Raw genomic sequence first — 19,454 nt, 5'->3', positions numbered from 1 at the left:
GCAAAATCAATAGGTAACTTCTTCACTGCATGGGTTGAAGTTCCGCAAAAAGGCCTTACTTTAGTCAGGCCCCGTCACAACGCTGTACCAGTATCGTGGAATAACGCCACTTTCCTCACCGCCGTTTCCGGGTAGAATGCTCGCTCGCATGCGGCCATCAGGGCTGCTCGGGCGACTCTCGGGGCCGCCCTCCATCCCTATGTGTGGAAGATCCTGCCGATATGTTTGCGCCTTTGTTAAAGAAACTTTTTGGAAGCAAGAACGAGCGCGAAGTTAAACGCATGCTCAAGACGGTACAGGTCGTTAATGCCTTCGAAGAGCAAATGGTTGCTCTGAGTGATGAGCAATTGCGCGCCAAGACCGAAGAGTTCAAGGCCCGCATAGCTAAAGGTGAGACCCTCGATCAATTGTTGCCTGAAGCGTTCGCGGTCTGCCGTGAAGCCGGTAAGCGCATCATGGGCATGCGTCACTTTGACGTACAGCTGATCGGTGGCATGACCTTGCACGAAGGCAAGATCGCAGAAATGCGTACCGGTGAAGGTAAAACCCTGGTAGCCACCTTGGGCGTTTACCTCAATGCATTGTCCGGCAAGGGCGTGCACGTGGTTACCGTGAACGACTACCTGGCACGTCGAGATGCCAACTGGATGCGCCCGCTCTATGAGTTCCTGGGGCTTTCGGTCGGTGTGGTTACACCTTTCCAGCCACCACAGGAAAAGCGTGAAGCCTACGCCGCCGACATCACCTACGGGACCAACAACGAGTTTGGCTTCGATTACCTGCGCGACAACATGGCTTTCAGCATGGAAGAAAAATTCCAGCGCGAGCTTAATTTCGCTGTCATCGACGAAGTCGACTCCATCCTGATCGACGAAGCGCGTACGCCGCTGATCATCTCGGGTCAGGCCGAAGACAGCTCCAAGCTGTACACCGAAATCAACAAGCTGATCCCGCGTCTTGAGCAGCACATCGAAGAAGTGGAAGGCGAGGTCACCAAGCCTGGTCACTACACCATCGATGAGAAGACCCGCCAGGTCGAGTTGAACGAATCCGGTCACCAGTTTGTAGAAGACATGCTGACCCAGATCGGTCTGCTGGCCGAAGGCGAAAGCCTGTACTCGGCGCACAATCTGGGCCTGTTGACCCACGTGTACGCTGCTCTGCGCGCTCACAAGCTGTTCCATCGCAACATCGAATACATCGTTGAAGACGGCCAGGTATTGCTGGTCGACGAACACACCGGCCGTACCATGCCGGGTCGTCGTTTGTCCGAAGGTCTGCACCAGGCGATTGAAGCGAAGGAAGGCCTGAACATTCAGGCAGAGAGCCAGACCCTGGCATCGACAACCTTCCAGAACTACTTCCGTCTCTATAACAAGCTGTCCGGCATGACCGGTACGGCAGACACCGAAGCGTTCGAATTCCACCAGATCTACGGTCTGTCGGTGATGGTTATCCCGCCGAACAAGCCGCTGGCACGTAAAGACTACAACGACCTGGTGTTCCTGACCGCAGACGAGAAGTACGCCGCCATCGTGGCTGACATCAAGGACTGCATGGAAAAAGGCCGCCCGGTACTGGTCGGTACTGCCACGATCGAAACCTCTGAGCACATGTCCAACCTGCTGAAGCAGGAAGGCATCGAGCACAAGGTACTGAACGCCAAGTTCCACGAAAAAGAAGCTGAAATCATTGCACAGGCCGGTCGTCCGGGCGCGCTGACCATCGCCACCAACATGGCCGGTCGTGGTACCGACATCCTGTTGGGCGGTAACTGGGAAGTCGAAGTGGCTTCGCTCGAGAACCCGACGCCAGAGCAAATTGCCCAGATCAAAGCCGATTGGCAAAAACGTCACCAGCAAGTGCTGGAGTCGGGCGGTCTGCATGTCATCGCTTCCGAGCGCCATGAATCGCGCCGTATCGACAACCAGTTGCGTGGTCGTGCCGGTCGTCAGGGCGATACCGGTTCCAGCCGCTTCTACCTGTCGCTGGAAGACAGCCTGATGCGTATCTTCGCTTCTGATCGAGTGAAGAACTTCATGAAGGCCCTGGGCATGCAGTCTGGCGAGGCGATTGAGCACCGCATGGTGACCAACGCAATCGAAAAGGCTCAGCGCAAGGTTGAAGGTCGCAACTTCGATATCCGTAAACAATTGCTGGAGTTCGATGACGTTAACAACGAACAGCGTAAAGTGATTTATCACATGCGTAACACGTTGCTGGCGGCTGAAAACATCGGCGAAACCATTGCCGACTTCCGCAAGGACGTGCTCGACAGCACGGTCAGCGCGCACATTCCGCCGCAATCGCTGCCGGAGCAGTGGGACATTGCCGGTCTGGAAGCAGCCATCGAGAGCGGTTTTGGGGTGAAACTGCCGATCCAGCAATGGCTCGACGAAGATGATCACCTGTACGAAGAAACCCTGCGCGAGAAGCTGCTGAACGAGCTGCTGGCGTCGTACAACGAGAAAGAAGAACAGGCCAGCGCGCAAGCCCTGCGCACGTTTGAGAAGCAAATTGTGCTGCGTGTTCTGGACGACCTGTGGAAAGACCACCTGTCGACCATGGACCACTTGCGTCACGGTATCCACTTGCGCGGCTATGCGCAGAAGAACCCGAAGCAAGAGTACAAGCGCGAGTCGTACAATCTGTTCTCCGAGCTGCTTGATTCGATCAAGCGTGATTCGATCCGTGTACTGTCCCATGTACAGGTTCGTCGTGAAGACCCGGTTGAAGAAGAAGCCCGTCTGCGTCAAGAAGCCGAAGAGCTGGCTTCGCGCATGCAGTTCCAGCACGCCGAAGCGCCAGGCCTTGATCAGCCTGATGCCATGGCCCAAGTGCTTGAAGGTGCAGACATCGCTGACGTCGACACGTCGTCCGAGCCGGTGCGCAATGACCAGAAGCTGGGCCGCAACGAGCTGTGCTACTGCGGCTCGGGCAAGAAATACAAGCACTGTCACGGGCAAATCAACTAACGCCCGCTTCATTTGCTGAAACACCTGCGCCGCGACCGGCTTTAGCCGTCGCGGCGTTTTACCATTGAATTCCCGCCCATTGGCGGAACTGTCATCTCTATGTAGGAGCGCGTCATGGCTGTTGGTCTTGGTCCTTTGCCTGTTTTGCACCCGGTGGCCGGTTTTGAGCTGGGTATTTCTAGCGCCGGTATCAAGCGTCCCGGGCGTAAGGATGTCGTGGTCATGCGCTGCGCTGAAGGCTCGAACGTCGCTGGCGTGTTCACCTTGAATGCCTTTTGCGCCGCGCCGGTGATTTTGGCCAAGCAACGTGTTCAGGGGCCAGTGCGCTACCTGCTGACCAACACTGGCAATGCCAACGCCGGTACCGGCGAGCCGGGCCTGATCGCGGCCACACGCACCTGCGCCAAGCTGGCTGAACTGACGGGTGTGGATGCCAGCGCTGTGCTGCCGTATTCCACCGGTGTGATCGGCGAGCCGCTGCCGGTTGAGAAAATCGAAGGTGCTTTGCAAGCCGCGCTGGACGACCTGTCGGAGAACCATTGGGCTGAAGCGGCCACCGGCATCATGACCACAGACACCTTGCCTAAAGGGGCGAGCCGTCAGTTTGAGCATGAAGGCGTGACCATCACCGTCACCGGCATCAGCAAAGGTGCGGGCATGATTCGTCCGAACATGGCCACCATGCTGGGTTACATCGCGACCGACGCCAAAGTGTCCCGCGACGTCCTGCAAAACCTGTTACTTGACGGTGCCAACAAGTCGTTCAACCGCATCACTATCGATGGCGACACCTCGACCAACGATTGCTGCATGCTGATTGCCACCGGCAAAGCCAACCTGCCAGAAATCACCGAAGCCAGCGGCCCGCTGTTCGCAGCCTTGAAGCAGGCGGTGTTTGAAGTGTGCATGGACGTGGCCCAGGCCATCGTGCGTGACGGCGAAGGCGCGACCAAGTTCGTCACCGTTGAAGTGAATGGCGGCGGCAACCACCAGGAATGCCTGGATGTCGGTTACACCGTGGCTCACTCGCCGTTGATCAAGACTGCACTGTTTGCCTCTGACCCGAACTGGGGTCGTATTTTGGCGGCCGTTGGGCGTGCCGGTGTGCCGGACCTGGACGTGAGCAAAATCGACGTGTTCCTCGGCGAAGTGTGTATTGCCAGCGGCGGCGCACGTGCGGCCACTTACACCGAAGAGCAGGGCTCGGCGGTGATGGCTCGCGAAGAAATCACCATTCGCATCGAATTGGGTCGCGGTACCGCCAGCGAAACCATCTGGACCACAGACTTGTCCCACGAGTACGTGAAAATCAACGCTGAATACCGTACCTGATCACTGTTCTGCGCGAGCATGCAGGCCATGCTCGCGTAGAACGTTGGTGCGGGTAGACACCAAGGTTTGGCGTTTAAAGCCTGGCAACAGGCCGGATTAGAGGAAGCACAAGGGTGAAACGAATTCATGTGGCTGCGGCCGTTATCCGTGGCGAAGGCGGCAAGGTACTGATTGCCCGTCGCGCTGATACTCAGCATCAAGGCGGGCTCTGGGAGTTCCCTGGTGGCAAGGTCGAGGCAGGGGAGTCGGTCGAGGCTGCGTTGAATCGTGAACTGCAAGAAGAACTGGGGATTACGGTGAGCGCTGCGCGACCGTTGATCAAGGTTCAGCATGATTACCCGGACAAGCAGGTCCTGCTTGATGTTTGGGAAGTTTCGCAATTCACGGGCGAGCCTGATGGTGCAGAAGGTCAGCCATTGGCGTGGGCTTCGGCGCGAGACTTGGCCAGTTATGAGTTCCCGGCGGCGAATCAGCCGATAGTGGCGGCTGCGCGTTTGCCGGATCAATACCTGATCACCCCGGACGGGCTGGAAACGCCGGAGTTGTTGCGCGGTTTACAGAAGGCTATTGCAGGCGGTATCAAGCTGGTTTCATTGCGTGCGCCCAATGGTTACGACCCCAAGTACCGCGATTTGGCGGTGGATGCGGCCGGGTTGTGTGCCGGCAAGGCGCAACTGATGCTCAAAGGTCCGCTGGAATGGCTGGGGGATTTTCCTTCGGCGGGTTGGCATTTAACCGCGGCGCAATTGCGCAAATACGCCGCCAAAGGCCGACCGTTGGCAAAAGAACGCTGGTTGGCGGCTTCGTGCCATAACGCAGAAGAACTGGCGTTGGCTGAGCAGATGGACGTGGATTTTGTGACCTTGTCGCCGGTATTGCCGACCCAGACCCACCCAGATACGCAGCCTTTGGGCTGGGAGCAGGCGCAGGCGTTGATCGCCAACTTCAACAAGCCGGTGTTTTTGCTGGGCGGGTTGGGGCCGGACGATTGCCAGCAGGCGTGGAATATCGGCGCACAGGGCGTTGCCGGAATCCGCGCGTTCTGGCCGCAGGAATAGACCTCAGTACGGTGTTGAAGCAAGGGGTGCACGATCTCAGTAGTCGCTGCCGAGGCACGAAGGCTGCGATAGGGTGCGAAGCAGCCGTAAAAAGCTCGCAGCCTTCGTACCTCGGCAGCGACTACAAATGAGGGCGTACGTGCCTCAGGATGGCTTGGCCGCCGCCTGCCACAAGATCTCGGCTATCCCCTGGCGTTTGGCAATCAAACGCGCGGCTACGAACAGCAGGTCTGACAGCCGGTTGATGTAGGCCAGACCCACCCCGGCCAATGGCTCCAGTGCATTGAGTTGCTGGCAGCGGCGTTCGGCGCTGCGGGCCAGGCTGCGGCAGATGTGGGCTTGGGCGATCAAGGTGGAGCCGCCGGGCAAAATGAAGTTTTCCAGCGGGCCCAACTCTTCGTTCCAGCGGTCAATGGCCGCCTCTAAACGTTCGACTTCAGCGTTGTTGAGCGCCAGATACACCGGCATGGCCAGTTCGCCACCCAGGTCGAACAGTCGATGCTGGCAAGGTTCAAGCACTTCTATCACCTCATTTAGCCCCGAACATTCGACGCTGTGAGCGCTGAGCCCGGCCAGCAGCAGGCCCAATTGGCTGTTGAGCGTGTCGACTTCGCCGATGGCTTCTACCCGCGGGTGATCCTTGGGCACACGCCGGCCGTCGCCAAGGCCTGTTTCACCTTTGTCGCCGGTACGGGTGTAGATCTTTGATAAGCGAAAACCCATGTTTACAGTTCCACGGTGGTTGATTCGTGAGAAGGCAGCAGGTTGCCCGCCAGTGGCAAGCGCAGGGTGAAGCAGGTGCCTTGGCCTAATGTGGAGTGCACCTCCATCTGCCCTTTGTGGTTGTTGGTGACAATAAAGTACGACACGGACAGGCCAAGCCCGGTGCCTTGGCCGACTTCCTTGGTGGTGAAAAACGGCTCGAAGATGCGTTTGCGCACCTGTTCGGGCATGCCGACGCCGTTGTCTTCGACCTGGATCTCCGCCCAGGGCGGGTTGAGTTTGGTGCGCAAAATAATGCGACCGGGCTCGGTATTGGCGGGACGCTGATGAATGGCCTGGGCTGCGTTTTTCAGCAGGTTGAGCAGCACTTGCTCCAGTTCGTTGGGGATGCCGGGCACGGGGCCCAGCTCAGGGTCGAACTGGCGAACAATGTCGTGGCCCCTGAAGTCAAAACCCAGGGCCAGGTCAAAGTCATTGCTGGCAATGTCTATGGCCTGATCAATCAACGCCGATAAATCGCACGGGCTCATTTGCCGGTTGCTGCGGCGGCTGAAGCTGAGCATGTGGGTGACGATTTTTGCTGCGCGGGCGCCAGCCTGCTGGATGCCGTCGAGTAACTGCGGTACTTCGCGGGCCTGCAAGTAGTGGCTGATTGCATCCAGGGTAATGCCGGTCTGCTCGGCGACTTCCAGGTTTTTCGGCAGGTCGCTGGACAGGCGTCGGCGAATGTTTTGCACGTTGTGCAGAATCGCCCCCAAGGGGTTGTTGATTTCGTGGGCCATGCCGGCCGCGAGTCCGCCCACCGAAAGCATTTTTTCCGACTGCACCATCATGTCTTCCAGTGACAGGCGCTGGGTAATGTCGTCGATCCGGATCACCACACCGCGCCCGCTGCTGCCGGTCAGCGGGTAAAAGGTCAGGGCATAGTGGCGGACTTCGTCGTTTTGGGTCCAGGTCACCCGTTCGATCTTGGCCACGCGATGGGTTTCGATGGTGTCTTTAAGCTGCGGCAAAAAGGGTTTGAGCGGTTCGAAGGCAAGGTAGATCGGCTGGTTCATGGCCTCATCGAGTTTCGTCCCGGACAGGGCGCTGGCTTCCTGGTTCCACTGGGTGACGTAGAGCTGGTCGTCCAGCGCAATCAGGGCGGAGGGCATTGAGTCGATGATGTTGTTCAGGTAGTTCTGAAACCCCGTCAGTTTTTTCTCGATTTTGCTGCGAACTTGTACTTCAAGCTCCAGCTTGCGGTTGGTGTGGCGGGTTTCTTCGGCCAGGGTCTGGGCCTGGTCGTAAGCTGCCCGCGCCTCATCACGGGCGCGTTTGAGCTCTTGTTCGCGCGCTTCGATACGCGACAGCATGGTGTTGAATGCTTCCGCCAGGCTGCCGATTTCATCGTGATTGCCCGGTGCTGCGCGCAAGGCGTAGTTTTCTTCGCGGGTGACCTGGCGCGAGAGTTCTTCAAGGCGGTGGATAGGGTGGGTGATCAGTCGTTTGATCTGTCGTGAAACCACCAGCCACAGCAAAATGCTGAAGATCAAAATCCCCAAGCTCGCGGTGAGTGTGCCGGTGTAAAACGCGGCGGGTAATTCGCTGCTGGCGATCAGTAACAAGTGCCCTGCGGGTTTATCGCCGTTGTGTAAACGCGTGATCAGGTGGCTGCGCAGCTCGGTCAGGCTCCAGGCTTCAAGCTGGCGGTAATGCTCGGGCAGTGGCAGGTGCTCGCCATGTTGCAGTTGAGCCAGCAAATGCCCTGAGCCGTCGTAAATGGCCGCCGCGCGCAGAGGTGCGTAGCTGCCTATTTCGTCGAGCAACGCCTCAGCCTGTGACACAGAGTCCAGCGACTCAACAATCAGTTTAGGGTTGGATGCCAGCCGCCCCAGGGTTTGCAAGGCTTGCGGGGCGGTGCTTTCGTGTGAAATCCAGTACGCGGCGGTGATGAAGGTTAAGTTGGCCACCACCAGCACGGTCGCCAGCAGGACGAGGAGGGCGGCCAGCAACTTCTGGCCGACCGGAAGGTTTTCGAGGCGCTGGCGCAAGGGCATCGCAATGACCGCATAAAGAAGAACAAAGTCGCAGAGTAGCGCGGGCCTCAGTTGCAGGGCAATCCGCGCTGCTTCAGGTGGTCGATCAGTCGCTGATGCAGCGCGTGTAAATGCGGCACGGCAAACTGCCGCTGGCGCGCCGCTTCGCAGGCGTAACCCAGCAAGTAGCTGATTTCGGTGCGTCGACCTTGGGCGACATCCTGGTGCATTGAAGAATAGTTGTTGGCCGTGGCCTGGATCACCCGATGCACTTCGGTATTCAAGTTGTCTGCCGCCTCGGCCTGGTCGCAGCGTTCGAGCAAGGCAGCCAACTCGTCACACAGGGTGTCGACCTCGGCGCGGTGCGCCTGCAAGCCGCCATTTCGGCAGTTGTACAGCACCGTCAGCGGATTGATTGCACAGTTCAGCGCCAGCTTTCGCCACAAGCGGCTGAGAATCGTCGGGCTCCATTCGTGGGCGATGTGGCTGCGTTGCAGGTCTTCGAGCCAGTGCGGTGCTTCGCCCTGGCGGGTATCGCCCAGCCAGGTGTGGCCCGCTCCGGCAAAGACTACGCGCCAGTCGCTCTCACGAAATGCGCCTTCCGTGCTGGAGGCAAAAATGCAGCGTACCTGGGGCACCCTGGCCGCCACCGCCTGTTGGCTGCCAAGGCCATTTTGCAACAGCACCACATCGGCACCGGGTTGAAGCCGGTGGGCAATCTGCGCGATGGCATGTTCGGCGTCATACGCCTTGCAGGTGAGCAGCAAGCGCTCGATCGGCTCGTCAGTCTCAGGCAACTGAGCGGTGACGGGCAGCAGGTGGGTTTGCTCGCCTTCAACTAGAGTTAAGCCGTGGGCGGCTTCGTAGGCGTGCAGGCGCGCAGCGTTGCGCACGATCAATGTAACCGGCAACCCCGCTCTCGCCAGCCGGGCGGCCCACAGCGTGCCCATGCTACCGGCGCCCAGGATGTGCCAGCGAGTAGGGGCTGATCTGCAGTTGAAAGGTGGCATGTGTGCTCGCAAGTGAATGACGTGGAAGAACCGCTATAATGCCCGCGCATTTTAACTGTCAGGTCAGGCGCGCTCCATCTGTGTTGTGCGCGCCCATTAAAGAGTGGAGAAATTACATGCCGTCGTTCGACGTGGTATCCGAACTGGACAAACACGAAGTCACCAACGCAGTCGAGAACGCCGTCAAGGAGCTGGACCGTCGTTATGACCTCAAAGGCAAAGGCAGCTTTGAGTTCAAAGAAAAAGACCTTACGGTGAATCTGACCGCTGAGGCGGATTTTCAGCTCGAAGCCATGATTGAGATCCTCAAGCTGGCATTGGTCAAGCGCAAAATCGACGTGCAGTGCCTTGAAGTCAAGGATGCTTACGCCTCGGGCAAGCTGATGAAGCAAGAGGCGGTGCTTAAGGAAGGCATTGATAAAGAGCTGGCGAAAAAGATCGTTGCTCACGTCAAAGACGCCAAGTTGAAGGTGCAGGCAGCCATTCAGGGTGAGCAGGTTCGTATCACCGGCAAGAAACGTGATGACCTGCAAGAAGCCATTGCAGCCCTGCGTGCCAAGACGTTTGACATGCCGCTGCAGTTCAATAACTTCCGCGACTGATCACTGCCAGGGAACCTGTGGCGATCATCGACGTCCGATTTTCCTGGGCGCGACTTAAACGATTGAGCGTGAGCGTTCAATCGTTTAGGTCTGTACGACATGTCTTCGAGTGATGCGCAGGTGCGGCGACGGCCTGTGGCATTACTGGGCATGGACACATCGGGTACAGAGCCTGAACAACGTCACCGGATATCGGTATTAGGAGAGATAAATGGATCTGAACGCTGAATTTGATCACTTGATCAAGACCTCGCAGGCCTGGATTCCAATGATCATGGAATACGGCAGCCGTGTGCTGCTGGCGCTGGTCACCCTGGCGATAGGTTGGTGGCTGATTAACCGCTTGACCGCCAAGCTGGGGCAGTTGCTGGCGCTGCGCAAGGCTGACCTGGCGCTGCAAGGCTTTATCAGCAGCCTGGTCAACATCATTCTCAAGGTGCTGCTGGTCGTCAGCGTTGCCTCGATGATTGGCATCCAGACAACCTCATTTGTGGCCGCAATCGGTGCCGCTGGCCTGGCCATTGGCCTGGCGCTGCAAGGCAGTCTTGCCAACTTTGCAGGCGGGGTACTGATTTTGCTGTTCCGCCCGTTCAAGATTGGTGACTGGATCGAAGCGCAAAGCGTGAGCGGGACCGTCGACAGCATTCAAATCTTTCACACAGTGCTGCGCACCGGTGACAACAAAACCGTTATCGTGCCCAACGGCAACCTGTCCAACGGCATCATCACCAACTACAACCGCCAGCCGACGCGCAAGGTGGTGTTTGATGTGGGTGTCGATTACGAGGCAGATTTGCAGAAGGTGCGTGAGGTCTTGCTGGCCCTGGCTGACGACCCTCGGGTGCTGAAAGAACCTGCGCCAGCCGTGGTTGTGACCGCCTTGGGCGACAGTGCAATCACCATGTCGCTGCGTGTATGGGTCGATACGCCCAACTACTGGGATGTCTTGTTCATGTTTAACGAGCATGCCCGCGACCGCTTAAAAGCGCAGGGTGTTGATATTCCGTTTCCGCAACGTGTCGTTCGCGTTGTGCAGGAAGTGTCTGCGGGCTAATTGTTAATTCGATAGTCAGCTATTTAATAGGCACAAAAACAATTAAAGGGACTTCGGTCCCTTTAATTGTTTCTGGGGTGTGTAAGACATATCTGAAGATGGACTCGGAAGTCAGCTTTAGGAGAGTGAGAACTGCTTGCATTTATACTTGTTAGTTAGCTTCCTATATATAAGCTAAACCCGCAGGCAATAAAAAACCCCGCACCTGAACAGGTGCGGGGTTTACTGAACAACGTGGGTAATGACTGCCCGAAGGCGGTTATTACAAGATGTTCAGTGGGTATTCAACGATGATACGAACGTCGTTGTTGTCGGTGTTACCGCTTGCAACGTTGTAGTTGCCGTTGTTGCGGTAAACAGCGCTACGCAGGCGGAAGGACAGGTCTTTGGCCGGGCCTTCTTGCATCACGTATTTGCTCTCGAAGTTGAACTCGTGTTCTTTACCTTCGCCGGTGTCGGTGCTGATGTTGTCACCGGTGATGTAACGAGCCATGAAGCTAAGGCCTGGTACGCCATAGGTGGCCATGTTCAGGTCGTAGCGAGCCTGCCATGAACGTTCATCTTTGCCGTTAAAGTCGGAGTATTGCACGGAGTTGGCGAGGAAAATGGTGCCGCCGCCGTCTACGCCGTAGTAGTAACCGCTGTCACCGGTAGAGCGCTGGTGAGCCAGGGTGAACTTGTGAGCGCCGATGCTGTAGGCCGCTGCCAAGCTCCAGATTTTGTTGTCAACGTTGCCTGCCAGTTCCTTGCCTTGGCTCGAGGTTCTGTAGCCGTTGAAGTCGAAGTTCAGGGCTTGAGAATCATCGATCGGGAACGTGTAGTTCAGGTTGATGTACTGCTTCTTGAAGTAGTCATCAACGTCCGACGCTGCCAGGCCGCCGACGAAATTGTCGGTGAACTGATAGGTTGCGCCGGCGATGTTGGCCGCTGGCAGGTGCAGGCTGTCATGGTACATGCCGGTCTGCGAGCTGATGGCGGTGAAGCGACCTGCGCTCAGTTCCAGGCCTTTGATTTCGTGGGAAGTAATCAAAGTACCGGTCGCCACTTCAGGCAGCAAACGGCTGTCATCGGTAGAGAAAACCGGGCTTGCAACGAATTGGTTGCCGTACTTCAGGACGGTGTCGGACAGGCGGAATTTGATAGCGCCGCCTGCCTTGGATTGAGTGTCTTCTGGCGAACCGTCGCTCTTGGAAGCGAACAGGCCGTTGCCTTGACGACCAGCACCGCCGTCCAGGCGCAGGGTACCCATGGCGAATGCATCAACACCGACACCGATGGTGCCTTGGGTGAAGCCTGAGGAGTAGTTGAGCAGTTCGCTCAGGCCCCAATCTTCACGGTAACCGCTTTTGAAACCGCCACCTGGCTTGGCAATGTTGCCAGCGCCGTTTTTGAAGTCACGGTTCATGTACAACATGCGAGTTTTGGAAGTCAGCGTGCTGTCTTCAATAAAACCTTTGGAATCGTCCTGGGACGAAGCCATTGCGAACTGTGTAGTTCCGGCTGAAACAGCCAGGGCGATCATGCTCCACTTCATCACGCGCATCGTGATTTGCTCCTTTGGTTTTAGGAAGAGTACTGCCGTCCCACCTGAATTATTATCTGGGCGGCTCTTTCTTTTTGTGTCGGCGCAAACTTATATCACGCCGACCCTATTGGCTATACTTGCCTTCAAAAGCTTTCAGCTTCTTTACAGCTAAGTCACGAAATACACTCTACATGTCGCTCTTTGGCAGCTATGTGTCGTGACTCGCATGTTGCTCAAGCTGTTTTTCTGAGCGGGACAGCCAAATAGCCTGCTGACCCCTTATTAAAGCTCCCCTTTTTGACGGCTCAACTTTTTGTTATTTATCGTCGGGTCGTAGCTCCCCTGCCGCGCCCCAGTCGACCTGTACCGTGTATATGCAACAAGCATGCTCAAGTCAGGTTTTTAGCATGAAAAAAAATTATCTGGCTTTTGGCGGGCTGACAGGCCCGGTTTAGCGAGGTTGAGGTGATCGCTGGCCTGCTTTGAAGGGCGCGTTGCATGCACCCGGAGGCGGCGTTGCAGCCCCAAAGATGTGCAAAATGTTACCGCTTCACCCCGGTGTGGGTAGCAGGTGACGTTTAGGTGCACTAAAACCACTCGGTCTGTGCCGTTTTGGTGCAGGAGTGTCTGGCGAATGCTTGGGGCAGGCACGGCGCCCGTTGGCCATCGGCTTGTGTCCCGGGACGAGGGCGGTGTGATGCTGAACGCAATCAAGGGTATCCTGCACATCTGATGCTCGCAGGGCAGGCGGGTCTGGCCCGGCCTTGAGTCGAGCTTAAATTATTTGTTAAACAGGAGAGCACCCCGTGTTCATTTTGGATACACGCCTTCAAGAGGATACCTGGCTGATTGGGGATTTCCCTTTGTGCCGCTTGTTGCTTTCCAACGACTCGAATTACCCCTGGTTCATTTTGGTGCCGCGCCGCGAGGGTATCAGTGAGCTGTTTCAATTGGATGACGCTGATCAGCAATTGATGTGGGCTGAAACCACAGCGCTGGCTGGCGTGCTTAAAGAGCTTTTCACGGCTGACAAAATGAACGTGGCCACATTGGGTAACGTGGTCAGCCAGTTACATATGCATGTGATTGCCCGGTACGCGTCGGATGCGGCCTGGCCAGGTCCGGTATGGGGTAAGCACCCTGCCAAACCTTACAGTGAGGCTGATGTGCAAGTGATCCGGGACAAGCTTAAAGCGGGCCTGGGCGCTGGTTTTACGTTTGTGGAGGGTAAGCAGTGAGCCTTGAAGAGCGAGTGATGGATCTGGAGAGCCGCCTGGCGTTTCAGGACGACACCATTCAGGCATTGAACGATGTGCTGGTGTCGCAGCAAAACGCAGTTGATCGACTGCAACTGCAGATAGCGGCCTTGCTCAAGCGCCAGGAAGAAATGGGCGGGCAATTCGAGTCGTTTGAGGACGAGGCGCCGCCACCGCACTACTGAGTTTTCTGCAGGCATAAAAAAACCGCGAAACAGCCAGGCTGCTCGCGGTTTTTTTTTCAGGCTGAAATCAGCGGCGCGGTAACGCTGCGATCACATCTTCAGCTTGCAGGCCTTTGTCACGGTTCATCACCGAGAACTCAACACGTTGCCCTTCCACCAATACACGGTGGCCTTCGCCACGGATGGCGCGGAAGTGGACAAAAATATCATCGCCGGAATCTCGGGAAATAAAGCCGAAACCCTTGGAGGTGTTGAACCACTTTACAGTGCCTGTATCGCGGTTGGTCATGTCGTAGGTTTGTGCGGTGGACGAAGGTGACGACTTGTAGAAACTCACGATCAAGTGCAGGGCTACAGCAATCACGGCAGGTACCAGGCTGATCAGGATCGCTGGTTGGTCGCCGATCGGCAGCAGCAGGCCGAAGAGGGTGAGGGTTTGCAGGACAACAGAGAGCACCAGCAAGGCGCTGACCAGGTTTTGCAGTTGATGGCGTGGGCCTTTATTCCAGTAAGGAATGACTGGCGCCAGTGCCAGGTTAAGCAGGCCAAGAAAAGCCAGGTAAAGAGCATCAGCGTGTTGGAGGTAAGGGACAGCGTCGGATTGCAGGCTGGGAATGAAGGACAGCAGCAAAGCAGCTGCGCCCGTTAGTAGGTGAACGATTTTCAACATTTCAATTAACTCACGTTTAGACGGATCGCAAGGAAGAGCTGATAGCGCGCGGTTCGCTTCTGAAAAAAATGGAGGCGCTGGACACGCACGTGGTATCAGCCTATGCACCGTCGCCAGAGGCTTGGCGAAGGCGACACGCTGCCTATTTAACAGCAAAGCTTGGGCCTTCTCAAATTAAGCGTATTGAGATGTCGAGCGCAGTGTTTGCGCGAGAGGGCCCGGAAAATGCGTACTTATGGCGAAGGCCTTGCTCTAGAGCCCTGTAGTCCACTTCTTTGTGTCGTATTGGAACGTGTCCAAATTAAAATGGGAGGCAAATATCCGAGAACCAATGACCGTTGGTCGATTTTTTTGTTGGGCGATAAGTATTGAGTGTGGCTTATAACGTGTAGGTTATCTGTAATAAGGGTGTGCGCAGTTGGTGGGTTGTTATTAAGGGTCGGGTTAAGTTCCTATAAAGGATTACGTATAGGTATCTGGTTGTAGTATTTAAATATCGTTGAGTAGAAGTGGTAGTTGGTATGAGTCGTTGTTATTCAGTCTTTTTGTTTGTCGTGAAGGCAAGGTGTCTTAATGTGTGGGTATACAGGGTTTCAATGGTTCTGGCTGTGTGCTTACGGCTGGGTTCTGCAGTGAAGGGGGCTTGATTTCAGGGGCGTGCAGGAAGGGTGGGGGCGGATTCAGGATGGTTGCCGAGAGTGCTCCTACAGAGATGCGGGTTAAGTCTGCTGGATAAGAAGTTTTGCATAATGTTTTATGAGGGTGTGTTCATGTTGAATCGCTATTAATTATTTCTTAGGCGTTGTGATGGAGGCTTTTATATATGGGGCGTTTAATACGGCAAGCAGGTGGTGGTGGGCGCTTATTGCAGAGAGCTAGAATTGATCCGGTGATTCTGGACTTTGGTATGGGCTCGGCTCAGCCACTGTCGAAGTCTGTCAGGTTAAATGGTTTTGCGACCTGCTTGCGGCTAGAAGAGATTTATTGGGAGGTGCTGTCAGATATTTCCCAGTGTAACCATTGTTCAATTAATGCATTGCTGTCGTATATCGATAGAGAGATTCATTTGCGTCACGGTGGCGTGAAGAATTTCAGCGGTCTGATTCGAGTGGTCTGTGTGATGCACCTGATGAAGGGCGACCGCTCTGTCCGGGGAGTGCTGCCAGAACAGATGTGGGTAGGGTGATGTGCGGTGTTGGGCGTCATTAAGTGTTCAGTGGCTTGCAATCTTTCAATATTCAGGCTTTCTTTGAGGTGTTAAGGCTGCTCATGCGGCTGCATTGGCTCGATTTACCAGATATAATCTCGCGCTTTGCTGTGTGGCCCCTGACGGGTTGCCGCTAACGGATTGTCGAGACACGCCAATGCCCATGTACGATTACCAATGTGCTTCCTGTGGTCATCAGCTGGAAGCCATCCAAAAGATCAGTGACTCGCCACTGGTTGATTGTCCTGCCTGCCAGGCGCCTGAGCTGAAGAAACTGCTGTCCATGCCAGGCTTTCGCCTAAGCGGAACAGGCTGGTATGAAACAGACTTCAAGACGGGCGCGAAAAAGAATCTGGCAGGCGGCGACAAGTCCGACTGAGGTTGAGCGAAAGCCCTCTGAACACAAGCGGGATCTTGCAGTCACACCAGCACCGACGGTGCGCAAGACCTCCACCGAATTACGAATTACGAGAAGTGAAACCACTACCATGATGCGCAGCCATTATTGCGGCCAACTGAACGAAAGCCTGGAAGGCCAGGAAATTACCCTTTGCGGATGGGTTCATCGTCGCCGTGACCACGGTGGGGTGATTTTCCTCGATATCCGTGATCGTGATGGTCTGGCGCAGGTTGTGTTCGATCCGGATCGTGCTGAGACCTTCGCTGCTGCCGACCGCGTGCGCAGCGAGTACGTTGTCAAGGTGACCGGTAAGGTTCGCCTGCGTCCGGCCGGTGCTGTGAACGCCAACATGGCCTCGGGCATGATCGAAGTGCTGGGTTACGAGCTCGAAGTCCTGAACGAAGCTGAGACTCCGCCGTTCCCATTGAACGAATTCTCTGACGTTGGCGAAGAAACCCGCCTGCGTTATCGCTTTATCGACCTGCGTCGCCCAGAGATGCTCGACAAGCTGCGTCTGCGTTCGCGCATGACCACCAGTATTCGTCGCTACCTGGACGAGAACGGCTTCCTGGACGTTGAAACACCGATCCTGACCCGTGCCACCCCTGAAGGTGCGCGTGACTACCTGGTGCCAAGCCGTACCCACGCCGGTTCTTTCTTCGCCTTGCCGCAGTCGCCGCAACTGTTCAAACAGCTGCTGATGGTGGCCGGTTTCGACCGTTACTATCAGATCGCCAAGTGCTTCCGTGACGAAGACCTGCGTGCCGACCGTCAGCCTGAGTTCACTCAGATCGACATCGAGACCAGCTTCCTCGACGAAAAAGACATCATGGGCCTGACCGAAGGCATGATCCGCAACCTGTTCAAGGAAGTGCTGGATCTGGAGTTCGGTGAATTCCCGCACATGACCTTCGAAGAAGCCATGCGTCGCTACGGTTCCGACAAGCCGGACCTGCGTAACCCGCTGGAACTGGTTGACGTTGCCGACCAGCTTAAAGAAGTGGATTTCAAGGTGTTCAGCGGCCCGGCCAACGACCCTAAATGCCGTATTGCCGCCCTGCGTGTGCCGGGTGCTGCGAGCATGCCGCGCAAGCAGATCGACGACTACACCAAATTCGTTGGCATCTACGGTGCCAAAGGCCTGGCGTACATCAAGGTCAACGAGCGCGCTAAAGGTGTTGAAGGTCTGCAATCGCCGATCGTTAAAAACATCCCTGAAGCTAACCTCAATGTGATCCTGGATCGTGTTGGCGCAGTCGATGGCGACATCGTGTTCTTCGGTGCCGACAAGGCCAAGATTGTTAGCGAAGCGCTGGGCGCACTGCGGATCAAGGTTGGTAACGACCTGAACCTGCTGACTTGCGAGTGGGCGCCAATGTGGGTTGTCGACTTCCCGATGTTCGAAGAGAACGACGACGGCAGCTTCAGCGCCTTGCACCACCCGTTCACCGCACCAAAATGCTCGCCAGAAGAGCTGGAAGCCAACCCGGCTACCGCTTTGTCCCGCGCATACGACATGGTGTTGAACGGCACTGAGCTGGGTGGCGGTTCGATCCGTATCCATCGCAAAGAAATGCAGCAAGCGGTGTTCCGCCTGTTGGGCATTGATGAAGCAGAACAAGAAGAGAAGTTCGGCTTCCTGCTCGACGCCCTGAAGTACGGCGCACCGCCGCACGGTGGCTTGGCATTCGGTCTTGACCGTCTGGTGATGCTGATGACTGGTGCTCAGTCGATTCGTGAAGTGATTGCCTTCCCGAAAACCCAGAGCGCTGCCTGTGTCATGACTCAGGCGCCAGGTCTGGTAGATGCCAAAGCGTTGCGCGAGTTGCACATTCGTTTGCGCGAACAGCCTAAGGCGGAGTAAGTCTGACCTTCAAAGGCGCATCTTCGGATGCGCCTTTGTCATTGGGTCGAGCATTTTTATTGCGGGGCCACGGCATGTGCTAAGGCCGGCAAGGTTTCATCAAGGATTCGGAGTGGGTTATGGCAGGTCATTCTAAGTGGGCGAACATCAAGCACCGCAAAGAGCGTCAGGATGCCAAAAAAGGCAAGATTTTCACCAAATGGATTCGTGAGCTGACCGTTGCTGCCCGTCAGGGCGGTGGCGATCCTGCTACGAACCCGCGTCTGCGTCTGGCGCTGGACAAGGCGCTGGGCGCGAACATGAGCCGCGACATCATTGATCGGGCGATCGCGCGGGGTGCTGGCGCAGCTGAAACCGACGATATGGTCGAGCTGAGCTACGAAGGTTACGGCCCGGGTGGTGTGGCGGTGATGGTCGAATGTATGACCGACAACCGTAACCGTACGGCGGCTGCGGTGCGTCATGCGTTCAGCAAGTGCGGTGGCAACCTGGGCACGGATGGCTCGGTGGCCTATCTGTTCGAGCGCAAGGGGCAGATTTCCTTTGCAGCGGGCGTTGATGAAGATGCCTTGATAGAAGCTGCGATGGAAGCCGATGCCGATGACGTGGTGACCAACAGCGATGGCTCCATCGATGTCTTCACCTCGTTTTCGGGCTTTTACGCGGTTCGCAACGCCCTTGAGGCGGCGGGTTTTGCCCCGGCTGACGCAGAAATCGTGATGCTGCCTACCACCAGTGCCGAGCTGGATCTGGAAGGCGCTGAAAAAGTGCTTAAGCTGATCGACATGCTCGAAGACCTGGATGACGTGCAAAACGTCTACTCCAACGCTGAAATTCCGGATGCGGTGCTGGAACAGCTCGCCTGACCTGAACCCGTCTAACAGAGGCCGGAGGTGCAACGCCGCGATGATCGCGGCGCTGTGCACCTCCGGCTTCTGCCTTTAAGCTGTCCGGGTATGTGCCGGTGGGCGTCACTTCATAAGCTGCAGGCGTTATGACTCTTATTCTTGGTATTGACCCGGGTTCGCGAATCACCGGCTATGGCGTAGTGCAAGACACTGGCCGTGGCTGTGTGTACGTGGCCTCGGGGTGTATTCGTACAGGCGGCGGCGAACTGCATGAGCGTTTGCAGATCGTCTATCGCGGGGTGCGTGAGGTTATTCAGACCTACGGCCCGGTCACCATGGGCATTGAAAAAGTCTTTATGGCCCGCAATGCCGACTCGGCCTTGAAACTGGGCCAGGCCAGAGGGGCTGCAATTGTCGCGGGCGCCGAAGAAAGCCTGGAGATTGCCGAATATTCTGCAACACAAATCAAGCAGGCCGTAGCGGGGACGGGCGGGGCGAATAAAGAGCAGGTGATGATGATGGTCATGCACTTGCTCAAGCTCACCACCAAGCCACAGATCGACGCTTCTGATGCGCTGGCGATTGCTTTGTGCCATGCGCACACCCGTTCCAGTCTGTTGCCTCATGGTTTGGGGGCGGCGCGCCGCCGTGGCGGGCGTTTGCGTCTCTGAACAGGGCCTTTTAGCCTGATTAAACTTGCTAACAGGGCTGCACCTGCAATGATGCG

At 56.4% G+C, this 19,454-nt stretch carries 17 protein-coding genes; 12 read left to right on the top strand and 5 right to left on the bottom strand.

Features of this window, described 5'->3' with window-relative positions; translation table 11 throughout:
- Positions 1-221: 221 nt before the first annotated feature.
- The 3 genes from secA to ACJJU9_RS17730 all read left to right on the top strand — a co-directional run bounded on the left by secA (position 222) and on the right by ACJJU9_RS17730 (position 5,365).
- Positions 222-2,975 (top strand): preprotein translocase subunit SecA, encoded by a 2,754-nt coding sequence (gene secA / locus ACJJU9_RS17740; RefSeq protein ID WP_048370589.1) that lies wholly within the window; start codon positions 222-224, stop codon positions 2,973-2,975.
- Positions 2,976-3,089: 114 nt separating this feature from the next.
- Positions 3,090-4,307, top strand: a complete 1,218-nt coding sequence (argJ, locus tag ACJJU9_RS17735) for a bifunctional glutamate N-acetyltransferase/amino-acid acetyltransferase ArgJ (RefSeq protein ID WP_048370587.1) — start codon at positions 3,090-3,092, stop codon at positions 4,305-4,307.
- Between the two features lie 113 nt (positions 4,308-4,420).
- Positions 4,421-5,365 carry a Nudix family hydrolase gene (locus ACJJU9_RS17730; protein ID WP_407729127.1) on the top strand — a complete coding sequence of 315 codons (945 nt, stop codon included), beginning with the start codon at positions 4,421-4,423 and terminating at the stop codon, positions 5,363-5,365.
- 144 nt (positions 5,366-5,509) lie between these two features.
- Here ACJJU9_RS17730 and ACJJU9_RS17725 read toward each other — a convergent pair whose 3' ends face one another.
- From ACJJU9_RS17725 to ACJJU9_RS17715, 3 genes are read right to left on the bottom strand one after another with little or no spacing between them, the layout of a single operon-like run.
- Positions 5,510-6,088 (bottom strand): cob(I)yrinic acid a,c-diamide adenosyltransferase, encoded by a 579-nt coding sequence (locus tag ACJJU9_RS17725; protein ID WP_407729126.1) that lies wholly within the window; start codon positions 6,086-6,088, stop codon positions 5,510-5,512.
- Positions 6,089-6,090: 2 nt separating this feature from the next.
- Positions 6,091-8,127 carry an ATP-binding protein gene (locus ACJJU9_RS17720; RefSeq protein WP_407729125.1) on the bottom strand — a complete coding sequence of 679 codons (2,037 nt, stop codon included), beginning with the start codon at positions 8,125-8,127 and terminating at the stop codon, positions 6,091-6,093.
- Positions 8,128-8,174: 47 nt separating this feature from the next.
- Complete coding sequence (locus ACJJU9_RS17715; RefSeq protein WP_407729124.1) at positions 8,175-9,056, bottom strand: putative 2-dehydropantoate 2-reductase; 882 nt, start codon at positions 9,054-9,056, stop codon at positions 8,175-8,177.
- Between the two features lie 176 nt (positions 9,057-9,232).
- On the opposite strand from ACJJU9_RS17715, the gene ACJJU9_RS17710 reads away from it, so the two are divergent.
- Both ACJJU9_RS17710 and ACJJU9_RS17705 read left to right on the top strand, forming a co-directional pair.
- The gene (locus ACJJU9_RS17710) at positions 9,233-9,718 is read left to right on the top strand and encodes a YajQ family cyclic di-GMP-binding protein (RefSeq protein WP_018926510.1); all 486 of its coding nucleotides are present in this window, start codon (positions 9,233-9,235) and stop codon (positions 9,716-9,718) included.
- A 211-nt stretch (positions 9,719-9,929) separates the two neighbouring features.
- Complete coding sequence (locus tag ACJJU9_RS17705) at positions 9,930-10,772, top strand: mechanosensitive ion channel family protein (protein WP_048390734.1); 843 nt, start codon at positions 9,930-9,932, stop codon at positions 10,770-10,772.
- A gap of 262 nt (positions 10,773-11,034) precedes the next feature.
- Here the strand turns inward: ACJJU9_RS17705 and ACJJU9_RS17700 are convergent, their stop codons facing one another.
- Complete coding sequence (locus tag ACJJU9_RS17700) at positions 11,035-12,315, bottom strand: OprD family porin (RefSeq protein WP_273220519.1); 1,281 nt, start codon at positions 12,313-12,315, stop codon at positions 11,035-11,037.
- Positions 12,316-13,103: 788 nt separating this feature from the next.
- On the opposite strand from ACJJU9_RS17700, the gene ACJJU9_RS17695 reads away from it, so the two are divergent.
- Complete coding sequence (locus ACJJU9_RS17695; RefSeq protein WP_048370571.1) at positions 13,104-13,535, top strand: HIT domain-containing protein; 432 nt, start codon at positions 13,104-13,106, stop codon at positions 13,533-13,535.
- On the top strand, positions 13,532-13,738 hold the full coding sequence (locus ACJJU9_RS17690; protein ID WP_048370570.1) for a SlyX family protein: 207 nt from the start codon (positions 13,532-13,534) through the stop codon (positions 13,736-13,738). The genes ACJJU9_RS17695 and ACJJU9_RS17690 overlap by 4 nt, the downstream gene beginning before the upstream one ends.
- Before the next feature lie 67 nt (positions 13,739-13,805).
- Here ACJJU9_RS17690 and ACJJU9_RS17685 read toward each other — a convergent pair whose 3' ends face one another.
- A complete protein-coding gene (locus ACJJU9_RS17685; RefSeq protein ID WP_048370568.1) occupies positions 13,806-14,408 on the bottom strand; it encodes a cold-shock protein in 603 nt (200 codons plus the stop codon).
- Positions 14,409-15,231: 823 nt separating this feature from the next.
- On the opposite strand from ACJJU9_RS17685, the gene ACJJU9_RS17680 reads away from it, so the two are divergent.
- From ACJJU9_RS17680 to ruvC, 5 genes are all read left to right on the top strand, one after another.
- The gene (locus ACJJU9_RS17680; protein WP_153373877.1) at positions 15,232-15,594 is read left to right on the top strand and encodes a ribbon-helix-helix domain-containing protein; all 363 of its coding nucleotides are present in this window, start codon (positions 15,232-15,234) and stop codon (positions 15,592-15,594) included.
- 178 nt (positions 15,595-15,772) lie between these two features.
- The gene (locus ACJJU9_RS17675) at positions 15,773-15,994 is read left to right on the top strand and encodes an FmdB family zinc ribbon protein (protein WP_048370564.1); all 222 of its coding nucleotides are present in this window, start codon (positions 15,773-15,775) and stop codon (positions 15,992-15,994) included.
- Positions 15,995-16,103: 109 nt separating this feature from the next.
- On the top strand, positions 16,104-17,879 hold the full coding sequence (aspS, locus tag ACJJU9_RS17670) for an aspartate--tRNA ligase (RefSeq protein WP_048370563.1): 1,776 nt from the start codon (positions 16,104-16,106) through the stop codon (positions 17,877-17,879).
- 119 nt (positions 17,880-17,998) lie between these two features.
- Positions 17,999-18,745 (top strand): YebC/PmpR family DNA-binding transcriptional regulator, encoded by a 747-nt coding sequence (locus ACJJU9_RS17665; protein ID WP_048390742.1) that lies wholly within the window; start codon positions 17,999-18,001, stop codon positions 18,743-18,745.
- A gap of 128 nt (positions 18,746-18,873) precedes the next feature.
- The gene (ruvC, locus tag ACJJU9_RS17660) at positions 18,874-19,398 is read left to right on the top strand and encodes a crossover junction endodeoxyribonuclease RuvC (RefSeq protein WP_048390750.1); all 525 of its coding nucleotides are present in this window, start codon (positions 18,874-18,876) and stop codon (positions 19,396-19,398) included.
- Positions 19,399-19,454: the final 56 nt, after the last annotated feature.

The organism is Pseudomonas helleri, assembly GCF_045830615.1.
Classification (GTDB): Bacteria; Pseudomonadota; Gammaproteobacteria; order Pseudomonadales; family Pseudomonadaceae; genus Aquipseudomonas; species Aquipseudomonas helleri.
This window is presented reverse-complemented; position numbering and strand designations above follow the sequence as displayed.

What these genes read in the sequence shown, in the direction of transcription:
- secA (WP_048370589.1), top strand. Translation starts at nt 222, where the DNA reads ATGTTTGCGCCTTTGTTAAAGAAACTTTTTGGAAGCAAGAACGAGCGC.
- argJ (WP_048370587.1), top strand. Translation starts at nt 3,090, where the DNA reads ATGGCTGTTGGTCTTGGTCCTTTGCCTGTTTTGCACCCGGTGGCCGGT.
- ACJJU9_RS17725 (WP_407729126.1), bottom strand. Translation starts at nt 6,088, where the DNA reads ATGGGTTTTCGCTTATCAAAGATCTACACCCGTACCGGCGACAAAGGT.
- ACJJU9_RS17720 (WP_407729125.1), bottom strand. Translation starts at nt 8,127, where the DNA reads ATGCCCTTGCGCCAGCGCCTCGAAAACCTTCCGGTCGGCCAGAAGTTG.
- ACJJU9_RS17715 (WP_407729124.1), bottom strand. Translation starts at nt 9,056, where the DNA reads ATGGGCACGCTGTGGGCCGCCCGGCTGGCGAGAGCGGGGTTGCCGGTT.
- ACJJU9_RS17710 (WP_018926510.1), top strand. Translation starts at nt 9,233, where the DNA reads ATGCCGTCGTTCGACGTGGTATCCGAACTGGACAAACACGAAGTCACC.
- ACJJU9_RS17705 (WP_048390734.1), top strand. Translation starts at nt 9,930, where the DNA reads ATGGATCTGAACGCTGAATTTGATCACTTGATCAAGACCTCGCAGGCC.
- ACJJU9_RS17700 (WP_273220519.1), bottom strand. Translation starts at nt 12,315, where the DNA reads ATGCGCGTGATGAAGTGGAGCATGATCGCCCTGGCTGTTTCAGCCGGA.
- ACJJU9_RS17685 (WP_048370568.1), bottom strand. Translation starts at nt 14,408, where the DNA reads ATGTTGAAAATCGTTCACCTACTAACGGGCGCAGCTGCTTTGCTGCTG.
- ACJJU9_RS17680 (WP_153373877.1), top strand. Translation starts at nt 15,232, where the DNA reads ATGGGGCGTTTAATACGGCAAGCAGGTGGTGGTGGGCGCTTATTGCAG.
- ACJJU9_RS17675 (WP_048370564.1), top strand. Translation starts at nt 15,773, where the DNA reads ATGCCCATGTACGATTACCAATGTGCTTCCTGTGGTCATCAGCTGGAA.
- aspS (WP_048370563.1), top strand. Translation starts at nt 16,104, where the DNA reads ATGATGCGCAGCCATTATTGCGGCCAACTGAACGAAAGCCTGGAAGGC.
- ACJJU9_RS17665 (WP_048390742.1), top strand. Translation starts at nt 17,999, where the DNA reads ATGGCAGGTCATTCTAAGTGGGCGAACATCAAGCACCGCAAAGAGCGT.
- ruvC (WP_048390750.1), top strand. Translation starts at nt 18,874, where the DNA reads ATGACTCTTATTCTTGGTATTGACCCGGGTTCGCGAATCACCGGCTAT.